This is a genomic window from Aeromonas bestiarum (assembly GCF_028751155.1).
In the GTDB taxonomy this organism is placed as follows: Bacteria; Pseudomonadota; Gammaproteobacteria; order Enterobacterales; family Aeromonadaceae; genus Aeromonas; species Aeromonas bestiarum.
The window spans coordinates 1,983,757-1,997,969 of sequence record NZ_CP064746.1 but is presented as its reverse complement, the minus strand read 5'-3'; the positions used below and the strand labels follow the sequence as shown (position 1 = coordinate 1,997,969).

At 63.1% G+C, this 14,213-nt stretch carries 15 protein-coding genes and 1 pseudogene; 5 read left to right on the top strand and 11 right to left on the bottom strand.

The window, feature by feature from the left end:
- Position 1: 1 nt before the first annotated feature.
- The 11 genes and pseudogenes from dgcN to pspA form a co-directional block, all read right to left on the bottom strand.
- The gene (gene dgcN / locus IU367_RS09340; protein ID WP_103470603.1) at positions 2–1,270 is read right to left on the bottom strand and encodes a diguanylate cyclase DgcN/YfiN; all 1,269 of its coding nucleotides are present in this window, start codon (positions 1,268–1,270) and stop codon (positions 2–4) included.
- On the bottom strand, positions 1,267–1,815 hold the full coding sequence (gene yfiR, locus IU367_RS09335) for a regulatory sequestration protein YfiR (RefSeq protein WP_274454119.1): 549 nt from the start codon (positions 1,813–1,815) through the stop codon (positions 1,267–1,269). Before yfiR ends, dgcN begins: the two co-directional genes overlap by 4 nt.
- 200 nt (positions 1,816–2,015) lie before the next feature.
- Positions 2,016–3,563 (bottom strand): transcriptional regulator TyrR, encoded by a 1,548-nt coding sequence (tyrR, locus tag IU367_RS09330; RefSeq protein ID WP_043136086.1) that lies wholly within the window; start codon positions 3,561–3,563, stop codon positions 2,016–2,018.
- A 134-nt stretch (positions 3,564–3,697) separates the two neighbouring features.
- Positions 3,698–3,822 (bottom strand): annotated as a pseudogene (locus IU367_RS09325) (4a-hydroxytetrahydrobiopterin dehydratase); the annotation flags it as partial.
- A gap of 11 nt (positions 3,823–3,833) precedes the next feature.
- Positions 3,834–4,172: a 4a-hydroxytetrahydrobiopterin dehydratase gene (locus tag IU367_RS09320; RefSeq protein ID WP_274454118.1), complete on the bottom strand. Its 339-nt coding sequence runs from the start codon at positions 4,170–4,172 to the stop codon at positions 3,834–3,836.
- Positions 4,173–4,226: 54 nt separating this feature from the next.
- Complete coding sequence (phhA, locus tag IU367_RS09315) at positions 4,227–5,021, bottom strand: phenylalanine 4-monooxygenase (protein ID WP_043556859.1); 795 nt, start codon at positions 5,019–5,021, stop codon at positions 4,227–4,229.
- Between the two features lie 164 nt (positions 5,022–5,185).
- A complete protein-coding gene (locus tag IU367_RS09310; protein WP_274454116.1) occupies positions 5,186–6,229 on the bottom strand; it encodes a YcjF family protein in 1,044 nt (347 codons plus the stop codon).
- 65 nt (positions 6,230–6,294) lie between these two features.
- The gene (locus tag IU367_RS09305; RefSeq protein WP_274454115.1) at positions 6,295–7,701 is read right to left on the bottom strand and encodes a YcjX family GTP-binding protein; all 1,407 of its coding nucleotides are present in this window, start codon (positions 7,699–7,701) and stop codon (positions 6,295–6,297) included.
- Between the two features lie 113 nt (positions 7,702–7,814).
- The gene (gene pspC / locus IU367_RS09300; RefSeq protein WP_241325815.1) at positions 7,815–8,219 is read right to left on the bottom strand and encodes an envelope stress response membrane protein PspC; all 405 of its coding nucleotides are present in this window, start codon (positions 8,217–8,219) and stop codon (positions 7,815–7,817) included.
- On the bottom strand, positions 8,216–8,452 hold the full coding sequence (gene pspB / locus IU367_RS09295; RefSeq protein WP_042872204.1) for an envelope stress response membrane protein PspB: 237 nt from the start codon (positions 8,450–8,452) through the stop codon (positions 8,216–8,218). Before pspB ends, pspC begins: the two co-directional genes overlap by 4 nt.
- A 3-nt stretch (positions 8,453–8,455) precedes the next feature.
- Complete coding sequence (gene pspA, locus IU367_RS09290) at positions 8,456–9,130, bottom strand: phage shock protein PspA (protein WP_042872202.1); 675 nt, start codon at positions 9,128–9,130, stop codon at positions 8,456–8,458.
- A gap of 195 nt (positions 9,131–9,325) precedes the next feature.
- Between pspA and pspF the strand changes: the two genes are divergently transcribed.
- The 5 genes from pspF to IU367_RS09265 all read left to right on the top strand — a co-directional run bounded on the left by pspF (position 9,326) and on the right by IU367_RS09265 (position 14,181).
- The gene (gene pspF, locus IU367_RS09285) at positions 9,326–10,357 is read left to right on the top strand and encodes a phage shock protein operon transcriptional activator (RefSeq protein WP_098983868.1); all 1,032 of its coding nucleotides are present in this window, start codon (positions 9,326–9,328) and stop codon (positions 10,355–10,357) included.
- Positions 10,358–10,566: 209 nt separating this feature from the next.
- On the top strand, positions 10,567–12,162 hold the full coding sequence (gene sapA / locus IU367_RS09280) for an ABC transporter substrate-binding protein SapA (RefSeq protein ID WP_274454364.1): 1,596 nt from the start codon (positions 10,567–10,569) through the stop codon (positions 12,160–12,162).
- 2 nt (positions 12,163–12,164) lie between these two features.
- Entirely contained in the window at positions 12,165–13,124 is a 960-nt protein-coding gene (locus IU367_RS09275) for an ABC transporter permease (RefSeq protein WP_043136056.1), read from the top strand.
- 35 nt (positions 13,125–13,159) lie between these two features.
- Positions 13,160–14,053, top strand: a complete 894-nt coding sequence (locus IU367_RS09270) for an ABC transporter permease subunit (protein ID WP_274454114.1) — start codon at positions 13,160–13,162, stop codon at positions 14,051–14,053.
- Positions 14,053–14,181 (top strand): hypothetical protein, encoded by a 129-nt coding sequence (locus IU367_RS09265; RefSeq protein WP_274454113.1) that lies wholly within the window; start codon positions 14,053–14,055, stop codon positions 14,179–14,181. Before IU367_RS09270 ends, IU367_RS09265 begins: the two co-directional genes overlap by 1 nt.
- Positions 14,182–14,213 lie beyond the last annotated feature (32 nt).

Sequence of the window (14,213 nt, the reverse complement as noted above, 5' to 3'; positions counted from 1 at the left end):
GTTATTTTTCCTCTGCAGAAACATCAAATTCCAGCTGGTCATGGAGTGCAAGCTCCCGACGCAGCCGCTTGGATTGGTACATGGCGTTGTCGGCCTGCTGCAACAGCTCGCCAGCGGTCAGCCCCTGCTCCGGATAGAGGGCCGTGCCTATGCTGATGGCCGCCACCAGCTGGCGACCATCCCCCAGCACCACGGGGTCGGCCATGGCCTGCTGGATGCGGGATACCACATCCTGCGCCTCGCTCTCTTGCAACACAGGAGTCAACAGGATGGCGAACTCGTCTCCCCCCAGCCGACATACCAGATCCATCGGCCGAAGCTGATGTTGTACCCGTCTGGCCAAGGCGATAAGCACGTCATCCCCGGCGGCATGGCCCAGGGTATCGTTGATCTGCTTGAAGCGATCACAATCGAGGTAGAGCAGTGCGAAACGCTCTTCATGCAAGCGACCCGTGGTCACGGCTTGATCCAGACGAGCCTCAAAAAGAGCACGATTGGGCAGGCCGGTCAAGGCATCGTGGGTGGCCCGGTGCAGCAGGCTGGCGTTCTCCCGCCGCTGATGAGCCTGCCAGGCTTCCAGCTCGTCGAGCAGGGAGTTGAAGTCCTGACCGAGCTCGTGCAGCTCGGCGATATGCGCCTCGGGGACCCGCATGGCCAGGATGCGTCGACGGCTGACACTGTGAGCCACCTGCGCCAGCTCCTTGAGTGGCACAGTCAGAGAGTTTTGCATCCAGCGCGCCACGTAGAGCGCCCCCAGCGCACTGAGGATGAGACAGACCAGCATGGCCAGCAGGGTTTGCAGCAGGAACAGCAGCAGATATTGGCCGTGGCCGACCAGATGGATGCGGGCTATCTCCACCCCGCCCCGCATCATGGGCTGATCGACCGGGCCCGGCAGTATGAGCCTGGCCAGATACTGCTCCAGCCCAGACCAGGGGGTGCTCATGGCCCGGCGCCAACTTGCCAGCGGCTGACCCGTGGGCAGATAGATGCTGGCCTGCGCCACATCCTCATGGGTGACTATGGCTTGCAGCGCCTCCTTGGCGGCCTCTTCGTCATGGAACACCACGGCCGCTTCACTGGTGTAACTGATGGCGCGGGCCACCAGCTCCAGGTTGTGATCCGCGTAGAGGCGCAAGGCCAGCAGAGCGATACCGGTCAGCAGCACACCGGCCATACAGACAGCGGTCAGGGACGTCACCAGGTGGGTGCGTCCCAGACTCTGTCGCAAGGTGAGCCGCTGGGTCGGTGGACGAAAGAGCCCTATCATGGTGTCTCCTCATCCGCCTTGGCCAGCTTGAGCACGGCAGGATGCACCCGCACCCCGCTCCTGGCCAAGGCATCCAGATTGACCCGGAACCGCACGCGTTCCAGCCCGACCCGCAGGCAGAATACGGCGTCGGCGACACACTCGGCGCTCTGCTCGCTGATGCTGAGAATGGGGTGTTCCCGCAGCCGCTGGAACAGGGACAGCCGCCGCTCCGGCGCCAATATCCCCAGGTAGAGCACGTCACAGCGCCGCCCCAGCGCCTCATCATCCACGTCGTAGCGATGGACGCTGACCGGCCGGCCATTGGCTTGCTGCTTGATGGAAAAGAGGGCGGTGGCATATTCGGTCGGCGCCGTGATGCACAGGCGCAGCTCAGCGGGCTCGGTCGGCCAGCGGGTATAGCTCAGTATGTCGAGGACCGTCTGGCGTACCTGCTCGGCACGCACCTCGGCAGAGGTGGGGAGAACAGGCTCGGTGGCGAGGGCCAGCGAACAGATCAGCGGCGTCAACCACGCCAGGATTCGAACCAGTGAAAGAGAGTGCATCGTGCCTGCGCTTATGCCCACGCCAGCGCCCGCGAAGGCCTGACGCCCAGGAAGGGTGAGCCGGATAGGAGTAGTATTGAGCTTATCAGCCGCATGACAAGGCACCGCCAACAGAACAAGCACATACGTCACTAAATGTCGCAACAATGGCAGGGGCCCACCCTGGTGTGAGCCCCAAGATCCTACCTGCATTCATCGACTTACTTCTTGCTGATCCCGTATTCGCGCAACTTGTTGGCGATGGCGGTGTGCGACACCCCCAGCCGTTTGGCCAGCTGACGGGTGGAGGGGAAGGCCGGATAGAGCCGCTCCAGCAGCCGGCTCTCGAAGCGCTTCACCGCCTCGTCCAGGCCCCCTTCGAACCACTCATCGATCAGCGGCATGGCATCGGCCGCCACCGGCAAGTCGACGTGCTCCGGCCCTATCTCGTCCCCTTCCAGCAAGGTCATGGCCCGGTAGAGGCAGTTGCGCAGCTGGCGCACGTTGCCGGGCCAGCGGTAGGCGGTCAGGTACTCGGCCATGTTGCGGGTAAAGCGCGGGCGCGGGCGCTGCAATTCGCTGGCGAAGCGGGAGACGAACTGCTGGGCCAGCGCCATGATGTCCGCCTTGCGCTCGCGCAGGGGCGGCAACGCCAGACTCAGCACGTTGAGGCGGTAGTAGAGATCTTCGCGGAACTTGCCGTCGTGCACCAGATCCAGCAACTGCTTCTGGGTGGTGCAGATGAAGCGCACATTGACCTTCACCTCCTGCTCGTCACCCACCCGGCGGAACACGCCATCCTGCAGCACTCGCAGAAACTTGGTCTGCAGATGGGGGGACATGTCGCCGATCTCGTCCAGCATCAGGGTGCCGCCGCTGGCCAGCTCCAGTACCCCGCGCTTGCCCTCGGTGTTGTTGCCAAAGGCGCCGGGGGCGTAGCCAAACAGCTCGCTCTCGGCCACGTTGTCCGGCATGGCGGCGCAGTTGAGGGCCATGAAGGGGTGGCTGGAGCGCAGGCTGGCGCCGTGGCAGGCGCGGGCCAGCAGCTCCTTGCCGGTGCCCGTCTCGCCGACGATGAGCAGCGGCGCGTCCTGCATCGCCAGCTTGCTCGCCTCCGTCAGTACCTGCTTCATCTTCTGGCTCTCGGCCTGCAGGTGCTCGAAGCCCCCCACTTCCACCGCGTGCAGCGCGCTGAAGTGCATGCCGACCCGACGGGCGGATTTGAGAACCACCACGGCGCCGGCCAGGGCCTGACGGCCCTTCTCTTCGGCCACGAACAGCGGCATCAGGTCCGCCAGATACTCTTCGCCATTGAAGCTGAGCTTGCAGGTCTGCGGCTTGATCTCGCTCGCCTCCAGCCAGCGGCTGAAGGAGAAACCCTTGACCAGCGAGCCCAGCGCCACGCCGCGTATCTCTTCCACCGGCAGGGCCAGGGTGGTGAGGGCGGACTGGTTGGCCTGGGTCACCTTGCCCTTGGCATCGAGGGAGAAGACCAGATCCGGCAGCGCCTTGAGCAGGGCCTCAATCTCGTGGTGCTCGCGCTCGGAGGGCATGTAGGGGATGGTCTTGACGTCATAGACGCCGGGAATGCGGCGGATCTCCGGCATCAGGTGCTGGAAATCACGAAACTCCAGCTCGGGAAAGTTGAGATAGATGATGCCTGAGGTATCGATTTCGATGCCGCGCAGATCGATGTTGTGCTCCACCAGACGGTCGAGCAGTTCCCGGGTCAGGCCCAGGCGGTCTTCACAGCTGACTTCAAGACGCATTCGGGACACACTTCCTAGCTAACTCTATGAATGACCGGATAATACAGACTCGATCCCGCCAGTGCGAGCGCCAGCCCATAAAAATGCGGGCCCGCCCCGCTTTCGCCGGACAGGCCCGAGTCACTGGATGAGGCTTATTTGTGCAACGGATCACTGAGCAACTGGTCGGTGCGCGCCGCCATGATGAAGTCGTTGCGATGCAAGCCGCCTATCTTGTGGGTCCACCAGCTGACGGTCACCATATCGCCCACTCGGTGAGTGGTGGCGTCTTCACTTCAGCAGCTCATCCGTACGCGCCGCCATGATAAAGTCGTTGCGATGCAAGCCGCCTATCTTGTGGGTCCACCAGCTGACGGTCACCTTGCCCCACTCGGTCAGAATGGCGGGGTGATGGAATTCCGCCTCCGCCAGCTCGCCCAGACGGTTGGTGAAGGCCAGCGCCTCCTTGAAGTTGCGAAACGCAAACTCCCGGCGCAGCTGCAGCTCCCCTTTCACCACCAGCGGCTGCCAGTCGGGGATAAGCTGCATCAACTCGACGAGTTCCTGTTCGCTCACCTTGGGGGCATCTGCGCGGCACGCTTCACACTGCTGGCTTGCCAGTTCGGACATGGGTTTCTCCTTGTTCATCAATGGGGATCGGATAACGAAATGGGTCTGTTCAATTCAGCTCGCCTGTTTGCCGCCGGCGGGGGCAAAGCGGGGCGGACGCAACCCCAGCCGGCGGGCATCGGACACCATGGCCATGATGTCCTGCTCCGCCAGACGGTAGAGATCGGCCAGCTCGGGCAGCACGAAATAGGTGGGCTGCATGATGTCGATGCGATACGGGGTGCGCAGCACTTCTATGGGGTCGAAGGGTTGCAGCACCGGCTGACCGCCGAGGGCATAGGCGGTCTCGCCGATGGAGGAGAGAATGCCGCCGCCGTAGATGCGCAGCCCGGCAGGAGTATTGAGCAGGCCAAACTCCACGGTGAACCAGTAGAGCCGCGCCAGAAAGACGCGATCTTCCTTGCCCGCCTGCAGGCCGAGCTGGCCATAGACATGGGTGAAGTGCGCGAAAGCCGGGTTGGTCAGCATGGCGCAGTGGCCGAAGATCTCGTGAAAGATGTCAGGCTCTTGCAGATAGTCGAGCTCGTCCCGGCGGCGAATGAAGGTGGCCACCGGAAACTGGCGGTTGGCCAGCAGGGCAAAGAAGCGATCGAACGAGATAAGCGCAGGCACGGCGGCCACCGACCAGCCGGTGGCCGGTTGCAACACGGCGTTGATCTGGGCCAGCTGGGGGATGCGATCCAGGGGCAGATTGAGGCGGGTCAAGCCAGCCAGATAGTCGTCACAGGCCTTGCCTTCGAGCGCCGCGAGCTGACGCTCGATCAGGATCTGCCAGGTACCGTGCTCCTCATCCGTGTAATGGATGAGGCCCTGAGGGTCCGGCTGGTGTGCTGTGTAGAGACTTGCCATTAAGGGTTCCATCCTGTCTGCCCGCCCGGTAACCCAAGCAGCGGCGACTCACGTTTGACTGATGGGATCACTGTAACGGTTTGTCCCCTAAAAAAGCAGCCGACCCCGGGGTCGGCTGCCGTTGACAATTGTAAATAATTTGTGACAACCACAATCGAGGCCCGTCACCCCTTGTTGAGATAGCCAGCCAGCTGGCCGATGAGCCGCTTGCGCAGCTCGCCGAGCCTGGGCTTCTCGTCAGCGCACCAGGGCAGCGGGCGGCACGCCTCCATGGTGCGCAGGCCAAGACGCGCAGTGAGCAGCCCAGCCCCCACCCCTTGCGCGGCGCGGGCGGAGAGCTTGGCGGCGAACTCTGCCCCCAGCAGATCCATCCCCACCTCGGTCACCAGCTCGGTGGCCCCGGCATAGAGCATGTTGCGAAACACCTGCCGAATGAGGCGGATGCGGCTCCAGTAGCCGAGCTCGATGGCGTAGACATCGGCAATGTCCTCGATCATCCGCAGGTTGCGCCACAGCATCAGCATCATGTCGACGGTGGCGAGCGGGCTCAGGGCCACCAGCACGGCGGCCTCCCCCGACCATTTGGCCACCCGCGCCTGGGCCAGCTTGTCCCGCTCGGTCAGCACCAGCTGACTGTAGAGGGTCAGCACTTCCCGATCGCTGTGGCTCTCGTCGAGCTGGGACAGCCAGTTGTTGTACCCCTCCCGCCCCTTGTCCCCACTCTTCTCGGCGAGCGCCTCGCAAAAAGCCTGTCCCTGCCCGACGCCCTGACGGGCCAGCAGATCGTCGGCCCGGGAGCGCACATCCTGGCGCCGCTTGAGGGTGCGCAGCCGCAGCCACTCGCGCCCCACCACACCTGCCGTGCCCACGGCCACCAGACCGGAGGCCAGCAACCAGGCGCTGCCCCAGAGCGGGGTGGTGAGCAACTGGTCGTAGAGAAAGGCGCCATACTGGCCCAGCGACAACAGGCCAACCGCCCCCAGTCCCCAGCCAAGCAGCCGGTGCCGCCGGCGCGGCTTGATGGTGAGTGCGGGCTCCACCTCGGTGAATGCCTCCAGCTCGTCGAGGCGCTCGAAACTCGCCTCTTCCAGCCGCTGGGCAGGTGCAGGCGGTCGCTCGTCGCTGGCCACAGTCAAGGCGGGCTCCAGGATCACCTTGCCCTGCAGCTGTGCCGGTTCGGCCACCGTCGGTTTTGTCTGATCGTTCATCTTTTTGCTTGCTCCTCCACGCGGCCGTGCAGCCATGCCTTGCCTGCATTGCCGCACAGCCTGGGTTATTCGAGGTGATCCCCGAGCAGAAACTCCAGCGCAGCGTCGAGCCGGATATGGGGCAGCGCCTGATGGGCGCTCATGGGCATGGGGCGAAACGCCTGAAAATCGAAGCCCTGATTGTTCCACCATTGCGCAGGCGGAATATGGGGCGGCACCTCTCCCGGAAACAGCAGCAACGGCTCGCCGGCGAGGCTGGTGCCACGGATGGCGGGAAACTCACGGCCATTGGCCACCCCCTTGCCCACCTCGGTCGCCTTGATGGCGGCGAGCGCCAGACACTCAGTGGTGATCCCCTCAAAGCGCGCCTGACCCCGACCGCTGCGCACCAGATGCTGGAGCAAAGAGACCAGGGGGCCGTGCTGCTCCGGGGTGACGTGATCGGCCTTGCTCGCCACAAACAGCAGCTTGTCGATGCGCGGCGAGAAGAGCCTGCGCCACCAGTTGCTCTTGCCATAGGCGAAGCTCTCCATGATGCGGGCGATGGCCTGCTGCATGTCACCAAAACTGGCCGCGCCGGCGTTGAGGGGCTGCAGGCAGTCCACCAGCACGATCTGGCGATCGAACCCCGCAAAATGCTGCTCATAAAAGCCCTGTACCAGGTGTTGCTTGTACTGCTCGAAGCGCTGCTTGAGGGTGGCGTAGAGGGTGCCATCGGCGGGCTCGCCGGCAGGCATATCCCACACCCAGGGCACGAACTGCAGCAGAGGGGCGCCGGCATACTCCCCCGGCAGCACGAAGCGACCAGGCTGGATGAGGTGCAGCCCCAGCTCCCGCTTGCAGGCGTGCAGGTAGTCGGTGTAGCGCTCGGCAAGCTGTGCGACCGGTCGCTCTTCAAAAGGCTGCATAGCCTGCCACTCCGGCGCCAGCCAGCCAGCGGCAAGCGCCTGCAGCTCGGGGCGGCGCAACTGGTCGCGCACCTGCTCGCTCCACTGCTCGTAACTGAGTTCCAAGAGCGGCAAGTCCAGCAGCCACTCCCCCGGGTAATCCACCAGATCCACATAGAGGGTGGAGATCTCCCCCAGGTGTTTGCGCAGGGGATGGCGGGTGCGATAGCGAATTTCGAGGCGCACCTCGGCCACCCCGCGGGTCGGCTCGGGCCAGGCGGGCGGCTCGCCGAACAGGGCGTCGAGGCCGCGCTCGTAGGCAAAGGTGGGAATATGGGCGTTTTGCTGGGGCACCCGACGGGCGCCGAGAATGCGCCCCTGACGCAGGGCATCCCACAAGGGCAAACGGCCATCGATGGCCGCGTGTTCCAGCTGGTTGACCAGCGCCGTGATAAAGGCGGTCTTGCCACTGCGGGAGAGGCCGGTCACCGCCAGCCGCAGATGGCGATCCCGTACCCGGTTCACCACGTCTGTGGCCCTGTGCTGCAAGAGCGACCACTTTTGTTCCAGTGTGTTGCGTATCAAGGCTTGTTCAATCCCTCAATTCGATCGTCGGTTTCAGGTGTGCCCGCCATGTCGGGTCTTGGGATCCCGCTCAAGAGAGGGGCCTCGCTCAATCGGCGAGGCCCGGCCAGAGGTCACAGCTTGCTGAACTCCCGCTGCAGGGTGAACTCCTTGGAGGTCACCAGCTTCTCGATGCGCTGCAATCTCGGCTCCAGGGTATCTAGCTCCTGTGCGATGCGGCCCAGCGCCTGGTGGGGGGTGACGCCGGCCTGCCAGCTGCGCGCCTTCATCCGCACATCGGCAAACTCTCCCTCTTCGTTTTCATAGAGAGTGACCGGCCGCTTGTCGAGCAGAAACCAGGCGGCAATATAAGCGGTGAAGGTAATGAAGCCGGCGAAGATGAGGCCGCTGATGGCCAGCAACCGCACTATCCAGGTCTCCACCCCGAAGTAGTCGGCAAGGCCGGCGCAGACGCCCGCTATCTTGCCACGCTGAGGGTCGCGATAGAGATTGCGCCCCTCCCGATTCGATGGACTCATACCTTGTTCCTCCAGCCCGGCACTTCCGCGTCCAGAATGGACTCCAGCGCCCCAACCCGCTCCTGCATCTTCTCGGCCCGCACCAGCAGCCCTTGCAACTGTTCCCGCTCGCTATCGGCCAGGCCGACGCCTATCCGCCCCTTGGCTCTGTAGTGCAGCACCAGCCAGATGGGGGCCACCACCACCATGAAAACCACCATGGGGACCATCAATACGCCCAGCAGATCTTCCATCTATTACTCTCCCTGTTTGCCTTCGCCCTGGCCCAGCTTCTGGCGCATGGCCTCGAGCTCTTTGCTTATCTGATCGTCGACTTCCAGCTCGGCAAACTGCTGGGCCAGTGCCTTGTCGGACTGCCCCAGATCGGCGCGGGCCTCCATCTCGTCGATGCGACGCTCCATGCGCTCGAACTTGCTGACCACCGCCTGACTGTCGCCGCGAGCAACCTGACTCTGCACGTTGAGGCGGCTGCTGGCCGCTTCAGTGCGAATGGCCATCGCCTTTTGACGGCTACGGGCATCTTCCAGCTTGGCTTCCAGCTGACGTATTTCGTCACCCAGCTTGTCGATGCCGCTGTCCACCGCCTGCTGCTCGCGATAGAGCGTCTCGGCCAGCTCGGTCTGCTTCTTCTTCTCGATAAGCGCCGCGCGGGCCAGATCTTCACGGCCCTTGGCCAGCGCCAGTTCGGCCTTGCCCTGCCACTCGTCAACCCGCTCCTGATGGCGGTTGACCTGACGGCCAATCTCTTTCTGGCTGGCGAGGAAGCGGGCCAGATTGGAGCGCTCCTTCACCAGTTCGTCTTCCATCTCCTGGATGATCAGGCGCACCATCTTCTGGGGATCTTCTGCCTTGTCGAGCAGGGCCGTCAGGTTGGAATTGATGATGTCGGCCAGACGGGAAAAAATACTCATGATAGAACTCCTGTGGTTGGCATGCGTTGTTTCTCCATTGACAATGGCAACTTGTGTGCCAATCTGGAACAGAATTTAACTTGTTGATTTATATGGGGCTCATGCGTCGAGTTTCAAGACGCCCCGCACAAATGATGATAAGAATCACCAACTTTTGGTAAGATTGACCAGCTTTTACAACGGACAGGGATCACTATGACCACGGCCACGGAAAGCCTGTTGGGGGAATCCAACGCATTTCTCGAGATCATTGAGCAGGCCTCACGGCTCGCCCCGCTGCGCAAACCCGTGCTGATCATCGGCGAGCGCGGGACCGGCAAGGAGCTGATCGCCCATCGCCTACATTATCTCTCGGCGCGCTGGGATCAAAGCTTTGTCACCATCAACTGCGCCACCCTGAGCGAGAGCCTGCTGGAGACAGAGCTGTTTGGTCACGAGGCGGGATCCTTCACCGGCGCCGCCAAGCGCCATCAGGGCCGCTTCGAGCGCGCCGATGGCGGCACCCTCTTCCTCGACGAGCTGGCCACCACCAGCGCCCGGGTGCAGGAGAAGCTGCTGCGGGTCATCGAATACGGCGAGTTTGAACGGGTGGGCGGGGCCAAGGCCCTCAAGGTGGATGTGCGGCTGGTGTGCGCCACCAACGAGGATTTGCCGGCACTGGCCGACAGAGGGGACTTTCGCCACGACCTGCTGGACAGGCTGGCCTTCGATGTCATTACCCTGCCCCCCTTGCGGGAGCGGCGGGAGGATATATTGATGCTGGCGGAGCATTTTGCCCACAGCATGACCCGGGAGCTGGGTTATCCGCTGTTTGCCGGTTTCTCCCGCAAGGCGACCCAGTTGCTGCAAGATTACCCCTGGCCCGGCAACGTGCGGGAGCTGAAAAACGTGGTGGAGCGCAGCATCTATCGCCAGGGCAACCCCCAGTTGCCGCTGTCCGAGCTGGTGCTCAATCCGTTCGACTCCCCCTGGCGCCCCCGTCCCCGGGCAAGTCTGGCCGCGACCCTCGATGAGCCCACCCAGCTGACCACCCAGGCCCCTCCCGCCCTGCCGCTGGATCTCAAACACGCGGTGGCGGAGTACGAGATAAATTTACTCAAGCAAGCCATGCAGCAATCCCAGTATAATCAGCGCAAAGCCGCTCAATTGCTGGCCCTGAGCTATCACCAGTTTCGCGGCATGCTGCGCAAATACCAGTTGCTGGACAGTGACAACGATGCAGATTAATGCCCGGAGCAGCCAGGTTCAGACCGATGCCGGCACAGGTGCCGGCCCTGCGCTATCGCCCGTTTCGTGGCAGGCTGCGCCAATACCGGTTGCTGGACAGTGACAACGATGCAGATTAATACCCGGGGCAGCCAGGTTCAGACCGACTCCCGCAACTCGCCAGCCTTGGCGCTGGCACATTCGTATAAAAACATGGTTCTACAATGAGAATGTTCAAACCCTTGCTGCTTGGATTGCTGGTGCTGGTTACCGGTTGTCAGAAACAGGACGACGCCTCCAGGACGGGTCTCATCTATTGTGCGGAAGGCTCGCCCCAGACCTTCAATCCCCAGGTGTCCAACTCAGGAGTGACCCTGGATGCCAGCTCGCGCCCGCTCTACGATCGCCTGCTGGAGGTGAACCCCAACACCCTGGCGCTGGAGGGGGGACTCGCCACCCGCTGGACCCTGAGCGAGGATGGCCTCTTCTACACCCTGACCCTGCGCAAGGGAGTGACCTTTCATCACACCTCCTGGTTCAACCCCTCGCGCACCTTCAACGCCGATGACGTGCTGTTCACCTGGCAGCGCCTGCTGGACAAGCAGCACCCCTATCACGACGTCTCCGGCGGCGAGTATCCCTATTTCTACAGCCTGGGGCTGGATCAGCTGATCAAGCGGGTCTACAAGAAGGGGCCAGAGCAGGTGGTGTTCGAGCTGAATCGGCCGGATGCCTCCTTCCTCGCCACCCTGGCCAGCGACTACGCCATAGTGCTCTCCGCCGAATACGCCGGTCAGCTGCAAAAAGCCGGCACCCCGGCCCTGCTCGACAGCCGCCCCATCGGCACGGGCCCGTTCAGCTTCAAGGAGTATCGCCACAACGAGTACGTGCGCTACTTGCGCCATCCCGGTTACTGGGGCGGCGAGGCCAAGATAGAGCAGCTCATCTACGACATCACCCCCAAGTCCTCCAAGCGGCTCGCCAAGCTGCTGACCGGCGAGTGCGACGTGATGAGCACCCCGTCCGCCAGCCAGCTGTCGGTGATCGACACGGACCCGGATCTCAGCCTGTCGGTGCAATCCGGCATGAACGTTGCTTTCCTGGCCCTCAACACCCGCAAGCCGCCGTTCAACAAGGTACAGGTGCGTCAGGCCATCGCCAGCGCCATCAACATAGACAACCTGCTGCAGGCGGTCTATTTCGAGACGGGCCAGGCCGCCAACAGCCTGCTGCCGCCCCTCTCCTGGGGCTACAATCCCTCCCTGCCGATGCGCCAGCCTGATCTGAAGCGGGCGCGCCAGCTGCTCAAGGAGGCGGGGTTCGAGCAGGGGTTCGAGATGCAGGTGCTGGTGCAGCCAGGCTCACGCCCCTACAACCCGGATGCCCTCAAGACAGCCCAGCTGATGCGAAACGATCTGGCCAGGATAGGCATCAAGCTGAAAATCGTGCAGCAGGAGTGGCCCGTCATCGAGGCCCGCCTCGCTCAGGGCCAATATGACAGCCTGCTCTCTGGCTGGATTGCCGACAACGCCGATCCGGACAACTTCTTTCGCCAGCTGCTGAGCTGCGCCGCCGTCGAACGCGGCAACAACTACAGCCGCTGGTGCAGCCCGGCCTTCGATCAACTGCTGGACGATGCGGTCACCACGCCCCAGCTGGCGTTCCGGCTGCGCAACTACTATTACGCCCAGAGCCTGCTCAACGAGCAGGTGCCGCTCATCCCGCTGGCCCATGCCCTGCGCACCCAGGTCAGTCGCAGCGACATTCAGGGGCTCTCCCTGATGCCCTTTGGCGGCACCGTCTTCAACCAAGCCCACAGGGAGTAAGCATGTTTCTCTATATATTGCGTCGCATCAACCTGCTGCTCATTACCCTGCTGGCGCTGACCTTCGTCGCCTACCTGCTGGACTTTCGTCTCATCGGTCAGCAGGCCAGCTTCTGGAGTGGTTATCCCGATTTCCTGCGCCGCATTCTGGATGGGGATCTGGGGCTCTCCAGCGTCTCGGGCCTGCCGGTGCTGGAGGAGATCCGCCACTACTTCCCGGCCACCCTGATCCTCTGCCTGGCCGCCTTTGCCATCTCGCTGCTGGTGGGCATTCCGCTCGGTACCCTGGCGGCGCTCTATCAGGGCAAGCCGCTGGATCTCTCCATCATGACCGCCGGCCTCATCGGTTATGCGGTGCCCGTCTTCTGGCTGGCGCTGCTGGTGGTGATGTTCTTCTCGCTGGATCTGGGCTGGCTGCCCGCCTCTGGCCAGATCAGCCTGCTCTATGACGTGCCCTCCATCACCGGCATAGCCGTGTTCGACGTGCTGATGAGCCACGAGCCCTGGCGCCAGGCGGCGCTGCACGATGCCCTGCGCCACCTGATCCTGCCCTCGCTGGTGCTGGCTGTGGTGCCCACCACAGAGGTGATCCGCCACGTGCGCAGTTCACTGATCGACGTGATGAAGCAGAACTACATCAAGGCCGCGGCCAGCCGTGGCCTCTCCCGCCGCCAGATCGTCTGGCGCCATGGTCTCAAGAACGCCCTGCCGCCGGTACTGCCGCTGCTCGGCCTGCAGCTGGGCAGCGTGCTCACCTCAGCCATGATCACCGAGGTGGTGTTCGAGTGGCACGGGATCGGCCGCTGGCTCATCAACAGCATTGCCCTGCAGGACTACGCCGCCATCCGGGGCGCCACCCTGGTAGTCGCCGGCTTCGTCATCTTCATCAGCGTCAGCACCGAGCTGCTCACCACCCTCATCTATCCGGCGCGGCGCAAAGAACTCTATGCAAAACAAGACTGAACGTGCTCATGGCATGACCTGGAGCCAGGAATCCTATGCAAGACAAGAATAACCTCTACCCCGAGCTCAAGATCCTCTCCCCGCTGGAGCAGACCTGGGCCTCCTATCGCCGCAATCCGCTGGCCATGGGCGGACTCTGGTGCTTCGTGATCCTGCTGCTCATCACCCTGTTCGGCCCCCTGGTGGTGCCCTACGGCATCGACGAGCAGCACAGCGGCCGTCTGCTGCTGGCCCCCTCCTGGGCCAACAGCGGCAACATCGACTACTTCCTCGGCACCGACGATCTGGGCCGCGACATCCTCTCCCGGCTGGTGGCAGGGGCGCGGCTCACCTTCGGCAACGCCCTGCTGGTGGTGATGATCGCCATGGTGGCCGGCACCACCATCGGCATCCTGGGCGGCATGAGCAAGGGGCTGAAATCGAGCGTACTGCACCACCTGCTCGATACCCTGCTCTCCATCCCCTCCCTGTTGCTGGCCATCATCATGGTCGCCATCCTGGGACCTGGCCTGTTCAATACCCTGATCGCCATCACGCTGGCGCTGATCCCTCCCTTCATCCGGGCGACCTACAACGCGGTCCATACCGAGATGCAGAAGGAGTACATCATCGCCAGCCGCCTCGACGGCTCGCCGCCGCTGCGGATCATGCGTCTGGCCATTTTGCCGAACATAGTGGAGACCCTGGTCGCCCAGACCACCCGCACCCTCTCCGCCGCCATTCTCGATATCTCGGCGGTGGGTTTTCTCGGCCTCGGCGCCCAGTCGCCCCAGCCGGAATGGGGCGCCATGCTGGCAGATTCGAGCGATCTCATCTACCTCGCCCCCTGGACAGTGACCCTGCCAGGCATGGCCATACTGTTCAGCGTGCTGGTCACCAATCTAGTGGGTGAAGGCATTCGCGAAGCACTCAAAGAGGGGAACGATTGATGCAGCGCTCTCTGCCCAAGATTGACATGTTCACCCTTGGCCCCTGTCCATTCCTGTACGGCGTGCTGGTCAACCCATCGCTGGTGGGTGAAGGTATTCGTGAAGCACTCAAAGAGGGGAACGATTGATGATCTTGTTGCTCTATACCATCAAGGACGGC

Excerpts from the sequence above, each read along its gene's own strand:
- dgcN (WP_103470603.1), bottom strand. The coding sequence starts at position 1,270 with ATGATAGGGCTCTTTCGTCCACCGACCCAGCGGCTCACCTTGCGACAG.
- yfiR (WP_274454119.1), bottom strand. The coding sequence starts at position 1,815 with ATGCACTCTCTTTCACTGGTTCGAATCCTGGCGTGGTTGACGCCGCTG.
- tyrR (WP_043136086.1), bottom strand. The coding sequence starts at position 3,563 with ATGCGTCTTGAAGTCAGCTGTGAAGACCGCCTGGGCCTGACCCGGGAA.
- IU367_RS09320 (WP_274454118.1), bottom strand. The coding sequence starts at position 4,172 with ATGTCCGAACTGGCAAGCCAGCAGTGTGAAGCGTGCCGCGCAGATGCC.
- phhA (WP_043556859.1), bottom strand. The coding sequence starts at position 5,021 with ATGGCAAGTCTCTACACAGCACACCAGCCGGACCCTCAGGGCCTCATC.
- IU367_RS09310 (WP_274454116.1), bottom strand. The coding sequence starts at position 6,229 with ATGAACGATCAGACAAAACCGACGGTGGCCGAACCGGCACAGCTGCAG.
- pspC (WP_241325815.1), bottom strand. The coding sequence starts at position 8,219 with ATGAGTCCATCGAATCGGGAGGGGCGCAATCTCTATCGCGACCCTCAG.
- pspB (WP_042872204.1), bottom strand. The coding sequence starts at position 8,452 with ATGGAAGATCTGCTGGGCGTATTGATGGTCCCCATGGTGGTTTTCATG.
- pspA (WP_042872202.1), bottom strand. The coding sequence starts at position 9,130 with ATGAGTATTTTTTCCCGTCTGGCCGACATCATCAATTCCAACCTGACG.
- pspF (WP_098983868.1), top strand. The coding sequence starts at position 9,326 with ATGACCACGGCCACGGAAAGCCTGTTGGGGGAATCCAACGCATTTCTC.
- sapA (WP_274454364.1), top strand. The coding sequence starts at position 10,567 with ATGTTCAAACCCTTGCTGCTTGGATTGCTGGTGCTGGTTACCGGTTGT.
- IU367_RS09275 (WP_043136056.1), top strand. The coding sequence starts at position 12,165 with ATGTTTCTCTATATATTGCGTCGCATCAACCTGCTGCTCATTACCCTG.
- IU367_RS09270 (WP_274454114.1), top strand. The coding sequence starts at position 13,160 with ATGCAAGACAAGAATAACCTCTACCCCGAGCTCAAGATCCTCTCCCCG.
- IU367_RS09265 (WP_274454113.1), top strand. The coding sequence starts at position 14,053 with ATGCAGCGCTCTCTGCCCAAGATTGACATGTTCACCCTTGGCCCCTGT.